Source organism: Streptomyces sp. 4F14 (genome assembly GCF_048159485.1).
Taxonomy (GTDB): Bacteria; Actinomycetota; Actinomycetes; order Streptomycetales; family Streptomycetaceae; genus Streptomyces.
Genome location: NZ_JBLRVY010000389.1, coordinates 1 through 320 on the forward strand (window position 1 = coordinate 1; position 320 = coordinate 320).

Here is a 320-nt window from a genome sequence, read left to right on the forward strand (position 1 = left end):
CTTCTGGGTCCCCGCGATGTCCTTCGGGTTCTTCAGGAAGTCCTGGAGGATCTTCCACTCGCCCGCCCCCGGCGTCCCGCCGAACGACTGCGGGGCCTGGTCCGACATGTCGAACCGGACGTCGTCACCCGCGTCGATCAACGCCTGCGCCATCGTGCGCTGCACCTCGTTCGGGTACGCCTTCAGGTCCAGGCCCTTGGTCGGGGAGATGAACCCGCCCGCTTCGGCCCAGATCTTCGCCGCGTCCGCCGACGCCAGCCAGGTCAGCAGCGCCTGCGCGCCCTTGCTGTCCTTCAGCGCCACCGCCGCGTCGCCGCCGG

General features: G+C 70.3%; 1 pseudogene. It reads right to left on the reverse strand.

The window, feature by feature from the left end:
• Window positions 1-320, reverse strand: a pseudogene (locus ACLZOT_RS51245) (carbohydrate ABC transporter substrate-binding protein); the annotation flags it as partial.